Source organism: Clostridium sp. DJ247 (genome assembly GCF_014231265.1).
In genome coordinates this window covers 16141-32992 of sequence record NZ_JABAIW010000001.1, presented here as the reverse complement: position 1 = coordinate 32992, position 16852 = coordinate 16141, and the positions used below count along the sequence as shown (strand labels likewise).

Annotated in this window: 11 protein-coding genes; all 11 read right to left on the bottom strand. The window is 31.0% G+C overall.

All coding sequences use genetic code 11. The features are described from left to right. Positions 1 to 299: 299 nt before the first annotated feature. The gene (gene nuoB / locus HGI79_RS00115) at positions 300 to 1004 is read right to left on the bottom strand and encodes an NADH-quinone oxidoreductase subunit NuoB (RefSeq protein ID WP_185648697.1); all 705 of its coding nucleotides are present in this window, start codon (positions 1002 to 1004) and stop codon (positions 300 to 302) included. Positions 1005 to 1012: 8 nt separating this feature from the next. After that, positions 1013 to 2578, bottom strand: coding sequence for an NADH-quinone oxidoreductase subunit C (locus HGI79_RS00110; RefSeq protein ID WP_185648696.1), 1566 nt, complete (start codon positions 2576 to 2578; stop codon positions 1013 to 1015). A gap of 546 nt (positions 2579 to 3124) precedes the next feature. Then, positions 3125 to 4588 carry a proton-conducting transporter membrane subunit gene (locus HGI79_RS00105; RefSeq protein ID WP_185648695.1) on the bottom strand — a complete coding sequence of 488 codons (1464 nt, stop codon included), beginning with the start codon at positions 4586 to 4588 and terminating at the stop codon, positions 3125 to 3127. A gap of 11 nt (positions 4589 to 4599) precedes the next feature. Further along, a complete protein-coding gene (locus HGI79_RS00100; protein ID WP_185648694.1) occupies positions 4600 to 5211 on the bottom strand; it encodes a hydrogenase in 612 nt (203 codons plus the stop codon). A 152-nt stretch (positions 5212 to 5363) separates the two neighbouring features. Next, positions 5364 to 6284, bottom strand: a complete 921-nt coding sequence (locus tag HGI79_RS00095; RefSeq protein ID WP_185648693.1) for a respiratory chain complex I subunit 1 family protein — start codon at positions 6282 to 6284, stop codon at positions 5364 to 5366. Between the two features lie 12 nt (positions 6285 to 6296). Beyond that, positions 6297 to 8069: a proton-conducting transporter membrane subunit gene (locus HGI79_RS00090; protein ID WP_185648692.1), complete on the bottom strand. Its 1773-nt coding sequence runs from the start codon at positions 8067 to 8069 to the stop codon at positions 6297 to 6299. A gap of 462 nt (positions 8070 to 8531) precedes the next feature. Continuing rightward, positions 8532 to 9002, bottom strand: a complete 471-nt coding sequence (gene rpiB, locus HGI79_RS00085; RefSeq protein WP_185648691.1) for a ribose 5-phosphate isomerase B — start codon at positions 9000 to 9002, stop codon at positions 8532 to 8534. Positions 9003 to 9720: 718 nt separating this feature from the next. Next, complete coding sequence (locus HGI79_RS00080) at positions 9721 to 11649, bottom strand: translation factor GTPase family protein (protein ID WP_185648690.1); 1929 nt, start codon at positions 11647 to 11649, stop codon at positions 9721 to 9723. A gap of 223 nt (positions 11650 to 11872) precedes the next feature. Continuing rightward, a complete protein-coding gene (gene glgD / locus HGI79_RS00075) occupies positions 11873 to 13012 on the bottom strand; it encodes a glucose-1-phosphate adenylyltransferase subunit GlgD (RefSeq protein WP_185648689.1) in 1140 nt (379 codons plus the stop codon). A 30-nt stretch (positions 13013 to 13042) separates the two neighbouring features. Beyond that, entirely contained in the window at positions 13043 to 14194 is a 1152-nt protein-coding gene (locus tag HGI79_RS00070; protein WP_185648688.1) for a glucose-1-phosphate adenylyltransferase, read from the bottom strand. A 203-nt stretch (positions 14195 to 14397) separates the two neighbouring features. Further along, positions 14398 to 16833: a glycogen/starch/alpha-glucan phosphorylase gene (locus HGI79_RS00065; protein WP_185648687.1), complete on the bottom strand. Its 2436-nt coding sequence runs from the start codon at positions 16831 to 16833 to the stop codon at positions 14398 to 14400. Between the last annotated feature and the right edge of the window lie 19 nt (positions 16834 to 16852).

The window sequence follows — 16852 nt, the reverse complement described above, 5'->3', positions numbered from 1 at the left end:
TTTTTCATATAGTAAATAACTGTACATGAAGTATTTGTTATACTATTATTAGCATAAATTCAAAATTCCATGTAATTAGACAAAAATACCTCTGTTTCCTTCAATCACTTTTTACAAATACGCAAAATTCTCATCATTTACGCGCAAAAATATATTTCTGCGAAAAGGTGCAACCCCCTTAACAAAAAATCCCTCAAACTTCTATCTTACCATCTATTTCACAACTCTAGGTATCATTTATACTTTTAAATTTGTTAACATCTATAGATATCTACATATTAAACCTTACAACTCCATCCCTATATCCTATCCATCAACTTCAACATCCCATAAATAATGCCCTGAGGTGATGGTGGGCATCCCGGAATTACAAGATCAACAGGAATTATTTTATTTAGACTCTCATAATTTCCATACCCTTCTTTAAATACTCCGCCATCATAGGCACAACTTCCTACTGTAATAACAAGCCTTGGCTCAGCCATGGCATGATATGTTTTAAGTAACGCTTCCTTCATATTAATGGAAACAGGCCCCGTAACCACGATTCCATCACAGTGTCTTGGAGATGCTGCAAAATTAACACCATATCTTGATAAGGAATAGTAATTATTCTGTGATCCTGAAAGCTCAAGCATACATGCATTACAAGAACCTGTATCAACGGATCTTAACATAAGTGATCTATTAAACCTTTTATAAATCTTTTTCTTAAGTTCATCTCCCTCAGTCTCTATTTGGGCAAGTTTATAATCATTGCCCATAGTTAACGCCTTTGAATCACAACTGTCAACACATTCCCTGCAATATATACACTTTTTGTTATCTATACTTATTTTATCTGTAAATTTAATAGCATCTGCTATACATTCTTTTATACACGCCTTACAGCCTGTACACTTATTCTCATCAACAGTAATGCTTCCATAAGAATAACTATTATCACAAAGAGGATTTTTAATAGTTTCATTTCCGTATTTAAATCTATCCATTAAAATTTTCATATTCACACCTACCTATCATTTTCAGAATATGACATATTAAAACTCTTGTTACACAGAGGAAAATCAGGTACAACCTCACCTAAAACTGCATAGGTTAATCCATTCCAATTAGTAAAGGAAGGGGTTTTAAAGTAAATTCTCTCAAATCTATTGTTCTTTCCAACTTTTCCATATACTATTAACTCTCCCTTTACTGTTTCAAGTACTGCAAAGCCTTCTTTTCCTTCTTCAATACTAATGTTTTCCCTACTTTTGTGTATGTGATCTTTTATAATATCCAAGGCCTGCCTTATAAATTTAAAGGCATCTCTTATTTCTGCAAGCTTAAGGTTATATCTTTCAAATACTCCCCCAAGTTCTTTACAGTTTATATCTTTTTTTAATTCCTTATATATTTCATAGGAAAAGCTTCTTCTGACATCATAGTGAACTCCACATGCTCTTCCCACTACTCCAGTGAGATTCAAATTTTTTGCTATTTTATTTTCTACTATACCAGTGTTTTCAACTCTATCTAAAAAGGATACTGAGTTAAGTGTTATATCAACTATTTCCTTAAATCTCTTCTCTACAGTTTTAAGTGTTTCTAAAATATCAACTTTATTCTCCTCAGTGAAATTTATATTAATACCGCATGGAATAATTGTATTTCTTAAAAATCTACTTCCTGTAATTCTTTGGCAAAGCTGATGTATTATTTCTGATAAATAACCAAATTTCTTTGCCGGATAACTAAAACCAATATCCACACATATACCACCTATATCGTTAATAAAATTGTATATTCTCTCAAGTTCTAACAGTACAACTCTCAAAGCTTTTATCTCTCTAGAAACACTATAATCCATAATCTTTTCAATAAGCTGTGCATAAGCATCTCCATAGGCTGCTGACGATTCACCTGCAACTCTTTCAAATATCAAATTTAACTTATTTATATCTATATTTTCGCATATTTTTTCAATTCCCCTGTGCTTATACATAAGTCTTATCTCTAAATTTTCTATTGGCTCTCCCATAACACTAAACCTAAAATGCCCAGGTTCAATAATACCTGCATGAACTGGTCCCACAGCTATTTGATAACCTGCCCCTGTAATCACTTTTTTGAAGTTATACTCTTCAGTTTCATTTAAATCCCTAATTTTTCTTCCATATTTAAAGTCTTTTCTTAAAGGATATACATCTTTTTCCCATATTTCATGTTTTACTAAAGGTCTTTTGTCCTCACCTTGAACTATTTCAAGGCCAAATAAATCTTTTATTTCTCTTTCAAATAAATGACTTTGATTTGCAAGTCCCTGAAGGGAAATTATTTCATTTTCCGTGTCATATCTTAATACAACAAAGTATCCCTTCTTTCTATTTGTAAGTATAATGCTTATCAAAAAGTTATCCCTATGCATACAGAATTGCCCTGCAAAATACAGCTTATACTTAGTAAACATTATACCTACTATATGCTTTACATCCTCTTTCTTTATATAAATGTACAGCTCATTTTCATTTTTTATTTCAGTATTCACATTAAAGCCTAAGCTTAATACATCTTTGTTAACCTCATAGATTCTCATTATTTCACTTCCTTTAAATACAACTGACTTATTTTTACTTTACATACTTTTGACTTCGTCATATAGGTTTCCAATTCCTTAACTCCATTTAAACTTAGGGGTATATTACCAGTTATGAAGGTACATTTAAATACTTTTTTAATGAGTCTTAGCGAGGATTTGAGAAAAATCCTAGAACCTTGATATGGTAAAAAGCCTAAATGGCTTTTTACCAGCGACTTATCAATGGTAATTGATAAGTTGGTCCGAAGGAGTGAAGCGAGTTTACCAAGTTTCTTTTATATTATAGATACCCACAGCTTGAAACTTAACTTATACGTAGGAATATGATGCCAAAACTGATGGCACTTTTAAAAACTTTTTTATTAGTCTTAGTGAAGTGTTTTTGAAAATCTTAGAAGCTTTGATATGTTTGAGGTACGAGTTTATCAAAGGTTCTTAGATTTTCATAAACACGAACTTTAGACTAATTAAAAGTTTTTAACGTGCCGAAGTTTGGTAGCATATTCCGGAGTATAAGTTAAATTTCGGGCATGGGTATCTATATTATGAAACACCTATAATTGATACTGCCTTATTTAATATGGTATAAAGATAGTTATTAAATGTTAATGTAACAAAAACCACAAATACTAATGATAATGCTAAGGGTAATATGTTCTCATTATCCTTTACTATCTTTTCACATTGACTTTCTTCTCCACTTCTAAGAACCATTTTTATAAAGATATTTAAAAATCCTACTAAAACTAAGATTAAACATAGTGAATAAACTATAATTGAAATATATCTTCCCTTTTGCACACCTGCAATCAAAATATTAAACTCACTAAAAAAGGATGCAAAAGGTGGACTTCCGGTTATAATGAGCATTCCTATAACTAAGAATACTGCATTCTTAGGCATTGTTTTGATTAATTTATGTACCTTATTTATTCTTTTAGTTTTTAGCGCTGAAAGAATGTTACCTGCAGTCAAAAATAAAAGTGTCTTTCCAAAGGAATGTATTATTGAATGTAAAATTGCTCCAAACACACCCAAATATCCTCCAAAACCTATGCCAAGAGCTATAATTCCCATATTTTCTATAGATGAAAAGGCAAGAAATCTTTTGTAGTTTGTCTGTTTAAGAATACTAAAGGATGCTACTATTAAAGAAATAAGAGCAAAGACTATAAATAAAAACTTTAAATTCTCTATGCCTGAAACATTCTTTACAATTATGTAGAATCTAACAATAACATAAAATGCTAGATTTAAAAGTGTGCCTGACACCATTGCACTTACAGGTGAAGGGGCTTCGCTGTGCCCATCTGAAAACCATGTATGCATTGGAGCAAACCCTACTTTTGTCCCAATACCCACAAATATTAAAGTAAAAGCTATCTTGGTGTATAAAATATTTAGAGATTCATAGGAATATAGAAGACTTGTCCAATTTAGATTTACCTCTAATGTTCCAAATCCTGCTGAGTATATAAAAAGTATTATGCCAATAAGTCCTATACCTAAACCTATTGAACATATAACTATATATTTCCATGCAGCCTCTAAAGCTAACTTATCTTTGTTAAAACCTATTAGAAAAGCAGTTGCAATGGTTGTACCTTCAAGGCCTATCCACATTGCCATAACATTATTACTTATGCCTACCAACACCATAGACATTACAAAGGCATTAAATAGGAAATAATACATTCTCGCTCTTCTCTCGGATATGTGTCTCTCATTGAGTTCATTTAATATATACTTATAGGAATATAATGAGGAAAGTAATGTAACAGTTGCTATAACAAACAACTGAATAATACTTAATGAATCTAAATATACTAAATTATTAAAATAAGAAACTGAATCTTTATGCTTAAATAAATTTATAAAATAAATAACAATTATAAAGTTTATAACCGAGCCAATAATATTTATATATGAAATTATTTTAATATTTTTTACCATTATCGATAAAGCCATGATTATAATAAAAATAGAAAATATCAGCACAAACTCCATGGTATCACCACCTATCCCTTTAGATTTGAGAGGTAATCAGTATTAACGGTGTTAAAGGTTTTATTTATATAAAAGATCATAACTGCCATAATTAAGGAAAGAATTAAAACTTCTAATCCAATAAGTATCTCAATAATTAAAGTCATTTTAATCATAGATATTTCGAACAGTACCAGACCGTTTTCCATAGTTAAAAAACCTATCATTTGAATAATTGCTTTTTTCCTCGCAATAAGTATCAATGCTCCAACAACCATTAGAACAAATCCAGCTTTAATAAAGTCATTATGGAAATTTTCTAAAATAACATAAGTTATGACAATAAATATTCCAACTAAAACGCTTGACCAATATCCATTTATAATTGGATCCATTTCTCTATTTATAGTTAAATCCTTAGCTGACCTGTTAACAATGTAAGGAATCATAATAACCTTTGCTACTAAAGTCAATACTCCTATTAAATAGTAGTGACTTTCATGTGTTAAAAACCCAAGTGTAAAGCACACAAGTGCTATTGCTAGAGATTGAACTAAAAACCCTTTAATTAAAAGAATTATTCTTCTTAAATCTGCCATTATAATTGCTGAAATTAATATAACAGCAGCTAGTATTTCAAGCATGTTAACGCCTCCTACTCAATTTAAACTTCCACTAATCTTATATGTCTAGATCAAAAACTTGATGAAACCTGTCATATATGTTGCTAAATAATTTAATTAATCACTATTTAAATGTAGTTTCCTTATACAACTTAAACTAACAACATAATTTATTAGTTTAAATAAATAATAGATATTGCAGTTAAGGCAAAACAAAAGGAAACTGCAAGTAATTCCGGTACTTTAAATAATCTGAACTTAGCCATAGTAGTTTCAACTATAGCAATAATAAATAAGATTGCTATTACTTTTATTACGTATAAAGCTGCTGCCTTAACTATTGCTATGAAAGTTAGCGAGGTTGCAATACCAAAAGGAATAAAGGCATTTGTAAATATGGTTAAAAACACAATAAGCTTTATGTAAGATGCCAGTTCAATATAAGCCAAGTCTCTTCCGGATATATCAAGTATCATAGCTTCGTGTATCATTGTAAGTTCTAAGTGGGTTTCTGGGTTATCCACAGGCATTCTAGCATTTTCTACAGCAACCCATATTAAAAATGCAGCTGCTGCAATAATGTGAGGTGTAGATAAATTTTTACTTAAGCTGTTAATTGATGCAATTTCATATATATTAAAAGTCCTTGTTTCGAAATACAAAAATGCAGCCATTAAAAATCCAATGGGTTCAGCAAACATTGATATAAAAAGCTCTCGACTGCTTCCCATTCCGCCAAAAGTACTTGCACAGTCAAGGCCTATTAGTGCAGTAATAAATTTAATTATATTCATGATAAAAATTACAATAAATATATTCCCTACTAAAGCTTTAGGTCGTGTCCATATAATAGGAACAAGAAAAGCTGAAAGCACTGCTGCAGCAAGTATAATTGTTGGTCCTATAGTAGTTATAAAAGAGCTAGTTTTTGATATTACCCTTTCCTTTGATAAAAGTCTTTTTATATTGTAGTAAGGCTGGCAAATTGGTGCTCCTTCATATCCCCTTATTATTGCTTTCATTCTTTTAAGAATTCCAATAAAAAGTGGAGCAGCAGCTATTAAAAGTAAACTTTGAATAAAATTCATTACCATAGGTTCACCTCCCTAAACAAATTGAATTACTAGTGTTATAGAAACAACTAGTGCTATTAATATATAAGTTATATAAAGTTGTATTTTTCCGTAATGTATTTTCACAATCTTATCAGAAAGAAGTGTAAATAAATTAATTATTGGTGTATACAATAACTTTTCTATAATATCCTGGGTTTTCTGCTTTAGTAGGATTGCATTTCTAACACTAACTTCCTTTTTGTATGCTGCAAAAGTTCCAAAGTATCTTGTTGCAGGCTGACTATAGCCATCTCCAGAGTACTGCATATTAGGTTTAAACCTATTAAAGCCACAACCCCAGGTTTCATAAACCTTCATATTTTTATCTTTATCTAATATCTTTGAAACCAATAATATTAAAACTATTATTAAAGTTAATAAAAGTGCAACAATAGTAACTTCATATCCAAAAGCCTCTACTATGTATTGTTTTTTTATTAAAGTATTGGATAGTCCCTGAGACATTCTGCTTATAACAAAGGGTGAAAACACACCAAAAACAATTGAATATAATGATAAAACTCCCATACCTATTTTCATTGATAGTGGTATTTCATGAATACGTACTGCCTTTTCACTTCTTGGCTCACCAAGATATGTTATTCCAAAGGCTTTAACAGAAGAAAACATTGCTGTTCCTGCAACTAAGGCAAGTATAATACCACATAAAATAATAGATAATAACAATTTCTTGCTATTTAATACGTATGATGCCTTAATAAAGGATATTAATATTAAGCTTTCACTAGCAAAACCATTTAGTGGCGGCACAGCAGATATTGCTGCAGTTCCAATAAATACACAAATTGTTGTAAACTTCATTTTTCTATAAAGCCCACCTAGCTCGTTCATGTTCTTTGCTCCTGCAGCATACAGAATACTTCCTGCTCCAGTAAATAATAGACTTTTGAAGATCCCATGATTTAGTACATGAAAAATCCCTGCAGTTAACGCTAGTATTGATAACTCATACAGTTTTAAATTATTTAAAATCAAGGCTAGTCCAATTACAGCAAATATTACTCCTATATTTTCACTGCTTGAATAAGCAAGAAGTTTTTTTATATCACTTTGAAGAAGAGAATTTACTATGGTGTATATTGCTGTAATGGTTCCTAAAACTAAAACTACAAAACCATACTTATAAGAAACTTCACCTAAAAGAATGAAAACTACTCTAATAAAGCCGTATACTGCAACCTTAAGCATAACTCCAGACATTAGAGCAGAAACATTTGATGGTGCACATGGATGTGCCTTTGGAAGCCATGCATGAAGAGGCAAAAGCCCTGCCTTTGCACCAAAACCTATAAGTGCAAGCATAAAGATAAGACCTTTGCTTTGAATTGAATTTTGTGAGTTGATGATCTCTATAAAATCCGTACTTCCTGTAAATTTATATATGTATGCAAACATAAGCATTAAAAACAATCCGCTTATATGTGTCATTACAAAGTAATTTATTCCTGACTTTAAATTTTCCCTATTTTCATGTTCATATATAACAAGAAAAAATGAGGATATGGACATAGCCTCCCAAAACACCATGAATACCATACTATCCCTGGCAAGTACAACACCTACCATGGAAACAATAAACAGAACAAACAATAGCCAAAAGTACTTTATTGAGTAACTCTTTTTATATTCCTTCATATATCCTAGAGAATAAATGAATACTGGAATAACTATGAGAACTATTAAAAATATAAAAAAAGCTGATAAGAAGTCCTCCATAACATAATTAAACAATTCAGAAAACATAAAACAATTCATCTCCATTATCAAAATAATTAGTATTCGAATATTAACACAATACTTAGGATTCGAACATTAGAAAAACATACTTAAATTATAACAAAATAGTATTTTTTATTCAATAGCAAAAAAGCGTGGTAACACCACACTTTCTTTTAGCTATCATTTATCTTGTATTTAGTTCGTAAATACAATTACTTATAGGGTCGCACAATAGAAATTTAACTTATACGTAGAGATATATTACCAATACTGAAGTCACATTTAAATATTTTTTAATTAGTCTTAGCGAGAATTTGAGAAAAACCTTAGAACTTTAGATTGTTTGAGCATAGCGAGTTTATCAAAGTTCTTAGGTTTTTCTCAAATTGGAGCTTTAGACTAATTTAAAATATTTAACGTGACGAAGTATGGTAATATATCTCGGAGTATAAGTTAAATTTCCACTGCGTCACCCTATAATATATCTTAAATTTCAGATAGCTTTTTCAAATGCTTTTCAGAGATTTCAACTACCTTGTCAACACGTTTCTTATATTTTTCAATATCACCAAGGAACTCCGTAGTTAACCACACCTTTATAATTTCAACAGCTATTGCTGAACCAATTATTTTCGCCCCAATACAAAGAACGTTAGTATTAGAGTGTGAACGTGCTAATTGTGCACAGAATGGATCTTGGCAAACTGCCGCATATAAACCATGTATCTTGTTTGCAATTAAAGCACTACCATATCCTACTCCGTCAATAAAAATTCCACGATCAGCTTTGCCTTCTGCAACAGCTAATGATGCAGGATAAATAAAATCTGGCAAATCACAAGCCTCTTCACTGTTAGTTCCAAAATCTAAAACCTCATGTCCTTCTTTTTCTAATAATGCCTTTACCTCTTCTTTCAAAGAAAATCCAGCATGATCACTTGCAACAGCAATTTTCATTTTCTTATATACCTCCATTTTAATTGTATTTTTGGAAATTAAACTTAATATTCCAACTTTTCTATGTAGCAAATTTTTCTCTTTATACTAGTGGTTTCAGTATTCTCACAGCTTTTTCTTATTTTAGCAGCTGTAGGAATACAAATACTTATATTTTAATCTATATATTTTAAAACGTCAAGCTACCTTAACAATTTTAGGTGCATTTAATTTAAGTGAAGAAATATATTCCAGCTACGTGCTTCAAATCCTAAGAAGCTCTAAAACTTGCTCAGGGTCAAATCAAACTCGCTGCACTCAAACAATGATTTGCCCTATCTTCACTGCGTTAAGAGCTTCTAAGGCTTCTACGCAATGTAGCTTTCCATATTTTTCTTCACTTAAATTAAATGCACCCAGCAATTTTCAAAAATCCATTACTGATTTATATAGATACCCACATATTAAATTTAACTTATACGTAGGAATATGATGCCAAGACTGATGGCACTTTTAAAAACTTTTTATTAGTCTTAGTGAAGTGTTTTTGAAAATCTTGGGAACTTTGATATGTTTGAGGTACGAGTTTATCAAAGGTTCTTAGATTTTCATAAACACGAACTTTAGACTAATTAAAAGTTTTTAACGTGCCGAAGTTTGGCATCATATTCTGGAGTATAAGTTAAATTTCGGGCATGTTTATCTATATCGGGTTACAAACTCTTAGCATTATTCAAAATTACTTTAAACAATGCATATAAGCTTTAGCCTCAGTTCCATTTACTAAAAATGCTTGCCCTTTTGAACAAAAAATCGAGGTAGATGTATACTCAATGTCAGCATTTTTATCATAGCCTATTCTTTTAATTACTTCTTCTTCATTATGGCAAATATCATATCCTTCAAAAATAAAATTAATTTTTCCTTTGCCTTTTGTTATGGATGTAAATTCCATACTATAGTTCATGAATGTATCCACAGGTCCTCTTCCAGTTATAATAGCTTTATTATGCCATGTCTGTGGAGGGTCAAAAGAACCATTTAATTTTTGTATATCACTTAAAACTCTTCCCATACAATCTATATCTACTTCCATTTTAAAGCGATAATATGGTTCTAATAACACATTTTTTGCATTTTCTAATCCTTGCCTTAAGGCTCTAAAGGTGGCTTCTCTAAAATCCCCTCCACTGGTATGTTTATTGTGTGCTCTTCCAGTTAACAAAGTTATATTTAAATCTGTTATAGGTGAGCCTGTTAATATACCATGATGCTCTCTTTCATAAATGTGCGTACGAATTAAATTCTGATTTCCAACGGTTAGATCATCAGTGTGACATATATTATGAAATATAATTCCACTATTCCTTTCCGCTGGTTCTAATTTAATATGTACCTCAGCATAATGTCCTAAGGGTTCAAAATGCCCGCACCCATTTGCTTCTGATAAAATAGTCTCTTTATAAAGAATTTCACAGGGACCAAAGTCTACCCATAAGTTAAACCTTTCTTCCACTAACTGCTTTAAAACTTCTAGTTGAATAGTTCCCATAATATGAACCTGTATTTCATGTAGTCTTTCATCCCAAACTATATTTAGAGCAGGATCTTCTGCTTCTAAAATCTTAAAATAGCTCAACACATCTTTTACATTTAAGTTGTTATCAAATATGACTTTTGATTTTAATGTTGGAACCATTTCATAATCAATGTTTTCTTTTAATGCTCCAATTCCATGTCCTATAGTTGAACTTGATAACCCTGTCACTGCGAAAAGCTGCCCCGCTGAAACCTTATCTACTGTATTAAATTTACTTCCATTGTAAATTCTTATTTGACTAACTTTCTCAGGAAGCTCTTCTCTAACTTTTAAAGTACCACTCAGTGCCTTTATATAAGTTAATCTGTTTCCTTGTTCATTATGACGTATTTTGTATATTAGCCCGCTAAATTCTTCGTCATCACAATATTCCGTAAAAGTTAACATATCTAATTTTTCTAAAAAGCTTTCTATACCAACATCCTGCAGTGCTGAACCACTTACACATGGAAAGATTTTATTTTCTTTAATCATTTTTTTCATAGAATTCAGCCATAAATCTTTTTCATAGCCTTGTTCTAAGTATTTTTCAAAAAGCACATCATCACGTTCTGCAATAAACTCTATAAGCTCACCAACTATTTCTCCTACATTAAAGGACTCTGTAATAAAACAAACATCTTTAGTTAAATTCCATCGAATTTCTTCAAGAACAGCTTGTACATCCGCACCAGTTCTATCCGTTTTATTAATAAAGAAAAATGTTGGCACCTGATGTTTTCTAAGCAACTGCCATACCAGTTCTGTTTGTCCTTGAACCCCTTCAACTCCACTTATTATAACAATAGCATAATCCATTACTTGAATAGCTCTCTCCATTTCTGGTGAAAAATCTACATGTCCAGGAGTATCTATTAAATAATAGGTTGAAGAATTATACTCAAAAATACCTTGCTCTGAAAATACTGTAATTCCTCTTTCCTTCTCTATATTATGATTATCTAAAAAAGAATTCTTATGATCAACTCTACCTCTATTTTTAATACTTTTTGTATGATACAGGATTTGCTCAGCAAAGGTAGTCTTTCCAGCATCTACATGGGCTAGTATTCCAATTGTTTTATTCATTTGTTGCACCTCAATAAATAATTATATAGATTATTATAAATTAAGTATGGCTTTAACTCAATGGAGGGATATACTACAATTAGGAAGTGATATTTGAATAGTTTTCAGGTAAAAAATAATATTAGGACAGCCATACTTAATGCCTGTCCTTTTTATAATAAATAGTTTCTTAATACATTCTAATTCAAGTTTCACTTTATGTCCAAAAACTAAATCTATTCCTTTATAGATTCTGTACTAAAGATAAAGAACCATTCATATTAATATTCTTCTCTACTACTAGAGGCGTAGTTATATCACCTCTAAGTTCTTTATTGTAACCTATATTTACATACTTATCAGTTATTATGTTATAGAGCTTTGCATTTTCTCCTATTATGCAATTTTGAAGAATTACACAATTTTTAAGTACAGCTCCTTTAGAAACCTTAACTTTTCTAAAAATTATACTATTTTCTACAGTTCCTTCAATTGAGCAGCCATTAGCTACAATAGAGTTCTTAACAACACAATCGTTACTATATTTTGCTGGAGCTTCATCATTATTTCTTGTATATAAAGGTCTTTCTTGAGAGAAAAGCTCCTTATTTATATTGTTATCCAAAAGATCCATACTTGCTTTATAATAGGACTTCAAAGAATTTAAGCAAGCTAAGTATCCATTGAATTCATGACTTCTCACCTTTAACTTATCTAAAGAATTATATATATAGGATTTTACTTTTTTATAGCAGCCTGTACTTACACACTCATTAATTATATGAATTAAAAGCTCTTTTTTCATTATATATATGCCCATGCCAATATTAGCATTTTTCTTATTACCTACATTTTTACCAACACCTAGTACAGTTCCATTTTCATCTATGTTTAAAGCATCGCAGCCGTAAAAATTCTCTTCCGCATTGTCAACTTTTTTATACACCATAGTTATATTGCTGCCTGATTCTATGTGCTTCTTTAAAATCTCTCTAAAATCTATGTTACATATCATATAGGAAGGAGCAAATATAACATATTTTTGTGTAGCTCTATATAAATATTCTATATTATTTGCAAAATTAGTTATATCATCTATATAAGGATCTGTAATAGTAAAATTAAAAAATCTAAGTGCATTGGTTTTTCTATTTAACCCCCAAGGACGCCCATTGTTCAAATGTTCCATTAAAGATCTAGATTGCATTTTGCAAAATATACCTATATTCTGAATACCTGCATTAGCTAGATTTGATAACATAAAATCTATGACTCTATATCTTCCTGCTATAGGAATAGACGCCAAGGGTCTATTTCTTGTAAGCTCTCTTATTTTATCTTCATTTTCATCTAAATTAATTATACCTAAGCAACTTTTTAACATATTAATCCTCCTATAATAACCCCATAAAGTTTATTCATTTACAACTATTGATTCTACTTTTATATCTTCACTGCTGCCTATTACTGTAATTTTTTTACCATCTCCAACAATTGCACCACTGCCTATAACTGCATTACTTCCTATAATCGCCTTATTTATTATTACATTATCTTCAATCTTGGTATCTGGCATTATTATAGAGTTCATTACTTTAGAATTTTTACCTATGGTAACCCCTTGAAATAATACAGAGTTATCTACTTCTCCATAAATTTCGCAACCATCTACAGAAAGACTATTTTTAATTTTTGCATTAGGTCCTATATATTGTGCAGGTCTAACGTGATTTTGGGAATATATTCTCCAATTTCTATCTTGTATATTTAGTTCGTTATCCTCTCTAAGCAAGTCCATGTTTGCTTCCCATAGACTTTCTACAGTACCTACATCTTTCCAATAACCTTGAAAAGCATAGGCATACATGCTAATACCTTCCTCCAGCATTTTAGGTATTATATTTTTTCCAAAGTCGTTACTAGATTCTTTATCACCTTGATCTTCTTTTAAAAATCTCCTTAAAAGCTTCCAGTTAAATATATAAATTCCCATAGATGCCTTTGTGCTCTTAGGTTTTTTAGGTTTTTCTTCAAATTCATATATAGATCCATCTTCATTAGTATTCATAATTCCAAATCTGCTGGCTTCTTCTAAAGATACATCTATAACTGCTATAGTTGCATCTGCATTCTTTTCTTTGTGGTAACTTAGCATATTTTCATAATCCATTTTATAAATGTGATCTCCGGACAGTATTAACACATATTCTGGATTGTAGTTATCTATAAAAGAAATGTTTTGGAATATAGCATCTGCAGTGCCTTTATACCAGCTTCCACCGCTTTCTTCTTGGTAAGGTGGTAAAACATATACTCCTCCATTTCTTCTATCAAGATCCCAAGGACTTCCTATGCCTATATGAGAGTTAAGCACTAAAGGTTTGTACTGTGTTAACACTCCTACAGTATCAATACCTGAGTTAGAACAATTACTTAAAGTAAAATCAATTATTCTATATCTTCCCCCAAAAGGAACCGCAGGCTTTGCAAGCCTTTTTGTAAGTATCCCCAATCTTGAACCCTGGCCTCCAGCCAATATCATTGCCACCATTTCTTTTTTTAACATACAGCACACCCTCTCCTCGTAAACCTTTGTTGATTTCTAATTCAGTTTTACTTTATATATTTTCTTTAGTTCCATCAGAATATGAAAGAACTGTTTTAACTTTATGAAATTTTTCTACTATATATATATATACATTCTTTCTTAAGATTATTACTTCAAATGACTTTTTAATCTTTTTTTTCCAAGAATAATTTAGAATTCAATTAAAGATTTTTATATAAATATCCTGATCCCCATATCCCTGCAGCATATTCTTGTATAGTTCTATCGCTGGAGAATATACCTGAATGTGCTATGTTAACAGCACACATAGATTGCCACTTTGAAAAATCTCTATACAAGTCATCTACCTTATTCTGTGCTTTTAGGTAGGAATCAAAATCCTTCAATACAAAAAATTCATCATTATAGTTAACTAGATGTTCATAAACTACTCTAAACCTTTCTTTATCATCACAATAAAATCCATTTATTATATCTTCTGTAACCTGCTTTATTCTATAGTCCTTATTAATCATGTCTAAGGCAGAGTAGCCTCCCTTTTGATAAAAATCTAGAACTTCTCTTTTTGTTAAACCGAAAATAATTATATTTTCATCTCCAACTTCATCTCTTATTTCTACATTAGCCCCATCTAATGTAGCTATAGTAACAGCTCCATTCATCATGAATTTCATATTACTTGTGCCTGAAGCTTCCTTAGTGGTGGTAGATATTTGCTCACTTAAATCTGCGGCTGGAATTATAGCTTCAGCTAAGGAAACCCTATAATTTTCTAGGAACAATACCTTTATTTTTTCATTTACTTTTGGGTCATTATTTATTTTATTAGCTACTGCACTTATAAGTTCGATGGTCCTTTTAGCAAGATAGTAGCCTGGTGCTGCCTTACCTGCAAAAATAAAGGTTCTAGGAACTATATCTAAATTAGGATTTTCTGTAAGTCTTCTATAAAGTTCCATTATTCTTAAGCAATTCAAAAGTTGCCTTTTGTAAGCATGTATTCTTTTCACATGAACATCAAATAAAGAATTTGGGTTTACAGAAATACCTTGGTGAATTCTTAAATATTCTGCAAGTTTATTTTTATTATAAAGCTTTATACCTTGTAATCTCTCTTGAACTGTGTTGTCATTGGCATAAGCTTTAAATGTCTCCATATCCGTAGGGTGTTTTATAAAACTATCTCCTATAGTTTCTCTAAGAAAATCTGTAAGTTGTGGATTTGCCTTCATAAGCCATCTTCTATGAGTTATGCCGTTAGTTTTATTGTTGAACTTTTTGGGATAGAAATAATAAAAATCAGCCATTTCTTGTTTTTTAAGTATCTCTGTATGAAGCTTAGCTACACCATTTACGCTGTGACTTCCTACTATAGCTAAATGAGCCATTCTTACATATCCATGGCCTATTATGGCCATTTTGCTAATTTTATCCCATTGTCCAGTATATTTATTCCACAGCTCTTCACAAAATCTCTTGTTTATTTCTTCAACTATCATATAAATTCTAGGTAATAAATTTTTAAACAGTTCTATAGGCCATTTTTCTAAAGCTTCTGATAATATAGTATGATTTGTATAGGATATTATATTTGTAGTCATTCTCCAAGCTTCATCCCAGCCAAACCCCTCTTCATCCATGAGAATTCTCATAAGCTCAGGGATGGCTAAAGTAGGATGGGTATCGTTTATGTGTATAGCTATCTTTTCATCTAATTCCCTTAAATTTTTTCCATGAGTCTTAAAATGTTTTATGATACTTTGAACCCCTGAGGATACAAAAAAATATTGCTGCTTTAACCTAAGCATTTTCCCTTCATAGAAACTATCATCAGGATATAAAATCTGTGATATAGCCTCTATAGAATTCTTGTATTCTATGGCCTTTAAGTATTCCCCTCTACTAAAGGAGGAAAAGTCAAATTCATCATGTAGAGGTTCTGCACTCCAAAGCCTTAAAGTGTTAACCACATGATTTTTATAGCCTATTATAGGAATATCATAAGGAACTGCTAAAACTGGTTCATATTTGGTATGAGTAAACTTTATATTTCCATCCACATTGCTCACATTTACTTCACCACCAAATTTAACTACTTGAGCCTTATCTGGCTTTTTTATCTCCCATACATTAACATTCTTTAACCAATCATCTGGAGCCTCTACTTGGGCTCCATTTATTATTTTTTGATCAAAAAATCCATATTTATATCTTATACCGCAGCCATGTCCTGGTATATTCAAGGAGGCCATGGAATCTAAAAAGCAAGCTGCTAATCTGCCTAAACCACCATTGCCCAGTCCCTGATCTTCTTCTAAAGCCTCTAAACTATCAAGGTCTATGTTAAAGTCATTAAGGGCTTCTTTACATATGTCTCTTATACCTAAGTTAATCAAGGTATTCCCTAGTAATCTTCCAAGCAAGAACTCCATAGAAAAATAATAAACCTGTTTTTCCCCTGTAGAGTTATAACTTTTATTAGTATTAATCCAGGTTTTAACTACATAGTCTCTCACAAGGCTTGCCAAAGCCTCATATTTATTATAGTCTGTTCCCTCTGATAGATCCTTCCCGTGAATCTCTATAAATTTTTCTTCATAGGCTTTTTTAAAGGTTTCTTTATCTGTCTTTAACATATAGATTCCTCCTACTATG